The following is a 2642-nucleotide window of genomic DNA, read 5'->3' as shown; positions in this document are numbered from 1 at the left end:
GTTGTGTTTATCAATCTAACGTTTTAAAATTCAGAATTCGAGTGAGATTTTTGCATTCAATTCGGCTTAAGCAACTTGTTTTTTTTGCTTAAAGTTCCGAATTTGGTTGCGCTGCGTTATTACAGTTAACGTGTTTGTGTATGGTTAGTTGCGTGGTTAAGCAACTAAATTAGTAAACTTTTACGAACCCGTGAATATTCCGCAGGAATATTCGCAAGTAAGCTCAATGAAGCAATTAATTATACACGGTGTTGGCAATAGTATTTTTATTCAGTTAGATTTTCCGTTATAGATTTCAGAGTATCAATTTTCGGCATTTCTGTAATATCAGATTCTCCGTCTATTGAGTAAAATTCCAATTCAGTCGGCATTTGGTCAGTTCCGAATACAGATATTCCAATCAATTCTCCATTTTTACCTTTTCCAGCGTAATCTATTATTAAATTCCCGTTTTGAATTTCCGAGTCAAATGTTTTTCCAAATATTATAGTAGGACATTTTCCGCAACCACATCTCGCAATAACTTTTAGATTTCCGATTAAATTAGTCCATTCTGATTTTTCTTTTCCAAACAGATAAGTCAGAAATTCAATTTCGGATTTTGTCACTTCTCTTTTATCTGGAATGCTATATTTCATTAATCAAATTGTTCATTTTTTACGTTCCGTTGATATTATTGCCAACGGTCTAGTGTATGATTTCGTTGCGTGTTTAAGCATTAAAGTTAGCAAACAAATCACAGATAGAAAATTCCAGCGGAATTTTCGTAAGTAAGCTCTAACTAGCAATGAATTATACACATTGTTGTGCATAGTTTTTATTTTATCTTTTTGTATTCATAATGCTTATTGAACAGACCACCTTTATTTTTATAAATCAGCTTATTTTCATCAATTTCAATCAGAATGTAATTCCGATTCCCAATTGTCAGAATTGAGTCAGACAATTTATAAATTGCTTGGTATTCATTTCCCATTTGGTTAATAAATATTGTTTTGTCTTTATTAAAAGTCAGAGTAGTTTCTAGTTCAGATTTTGAGTTAGATTCAGATTCTTTTTCAGTTAGTGGTTCAATATCGTCAGGAAAAGAGTCCGTTTCTGCAACTAAAACCCATTTTCCGATTAGTTTGTTTTCCGATATGGATTGTGCTTTGCAAGAATTAATTCCAAGAATTAAAGTAAGCATGATTAATATTCTCATAGTTCTTTTATTCTGATACAACTCCAATAAACATTAAATACTCAATTTCGGTATCATAAATTTCGAGTAGTTCATCCTTTGTTAATTTTACTTTTTCCTCATTCAGAGCATATTCCACCATTTGGTTAATATCCAATTCGACATTCGATTCAGGTTCGCTTTCAGGATTTGGATTTTCAGAAGTCAGACCAGTTTTCTCCATATAATTCATTTCCGCAAGTAGAGCGCCACGAATCAAATTCAAGTCAGATTTTTTCTTATTCAGCTTTAATGCAATGAAACAAGTCGCTTCATCTAAATCATAGATTTCTTTTCCAGCGTTATTTTCATTAACAGTACAGATTGGTTCGTTTTTACAACCGAAAAATGAGAGTAAAGTCAAGATTAATATTTTTTTCACGTTTCTTGGGTTAAATTATGCACAACGTGTTTGTGTATGATTTCGTTGCGTGTTTAAGCAACTAATTTAGCAAATAAATCACAGATAGAAAGTCCGCGAGGACTTTCGTAAGTAGGCTAAAACCAGCAATGAATTATACACGGTGTTGTGCTTTCGTTATTTTTCATTCAATTCATTGTCAATTATTGCAATAGTTTTATTTGTTAATCTAACAAGACCATATTTAAGCCAAACTTCATCGGCTGCATGATTTAAATATATTTTATTTAATGTTAGATAGGTGTCAGGATCTTTAACTAGAGCTGATAATTCCTTATTGCTTAATAAAAAATTAGGATGTGTTGGAATTAATGGATGAATTAAATATTCTTCTGGAATTACGGGAAGCATGTATAATCTAGCCATTAAATTTACGATCTTATTATCATTATCAACATATAGCATATCAGTTCTCCTGTCGGTAATTGCGTTTCTAGAACTAGTATAGTCTTTTAGTTTAGACAAGTTCTGCTTTAAGCTATCACTTAACATTTCAAATTTACCAGAATTAATTGCTTCTTCTTGAACGGAATTCAATAAAGATAATGTTCTATCATAAATCATTTCAGACAGATAATACTTTAGACTATCAATAGGAATGGCATAATCTCCTACTGAATACAGAAGCACTTTATTAAATTTACTATTACTTTCATGTATTCCAAGTAGGTAATTATCCAACTCATTTTTATTGTTAAGCAATTCCTTTTTTAAGGCTAGCATGAGGTTGTTTTTGCTGTTTTCCAGCTTTCTATTCTCATTCCAATTATTTATCTGTAGAGCAATTAAAATTCCAATTACCACTAGCACAATTTCTCCAATGGCGTATTTAAAATACTTTCCAGTTTTCCCTTTTGAAAGTAAATCTTGTCTAATTTTTCTAAAGAATTTTATCATTGGTTAGCGGTTTGTCATAATGAAGCACAACGTTTATGTATAAGAATAGTTGCGGGTTTGTATACGAGGATTTTCCGAAGGAAAATCAGACGTTACAAACACGCA

4 protein-coding genes are annotated in these 2642 nt (G+C 31.3%); all 4 read right to left on the bottom strand.

Annotated elements, in window-relative coordinates:
* Positions 1–266: 266 nt before the first annotated feature.
* Positions 267–638 carry a hypothetical protein gene (locus HM981_RS17315; protein WP_179340056.1) on the bottom strand — a complete coding sequence of 124 codons (372 nt, stop codon included), beginning with the start codon at positions 636–638 and terminating at the stop codon, positions 267–269.
* 179 nt (positions 639–817) lie between these two features.
* A complete protein-coding gene (locus HM981_RS17310) occupies positions 818–1201 on the bottom strand; it encodes a hypothetical protein (protein WP_179340055.1) in 384 nt (127 codons plus the stop codon).
* 7 nt (positions 1202–1208) lie between these two features.
* Entirely contained in the window at positions 1209–1601 is a 393-nt protein-coding gene (locus HM981_RS17305; protein WP_179340054.1) for a hypothetical protein, read from the bottom strand.
* Between the two features lie 156 nt (positions 1602–1757).
* On the bottom strand, positions 1758–2537 hold the full coding sequence (locus HM981_RS17525) for a DUF6090 family protein (RefSeq protein ID WP_246286354.1): 780 nt from the start codon (positions 2535–2537) through the stop codon (positions 1758–1760).
* Between the last annotated feature and the right edge of the window lie 105 nt (positions 2538–2642).

The organism is Winogradskyella ludwigii (assembly GCF_013403985.1).
GTDB lineage: Bacteria > Bacteroidota > Bacteroidia > Flavobacteriales > Flavobacteriaceae > Winogradskyella > Winogradskyella ludwigii.
This window is presented reverse-complemented; position numbering and strand designations above follow the sequence as displayed.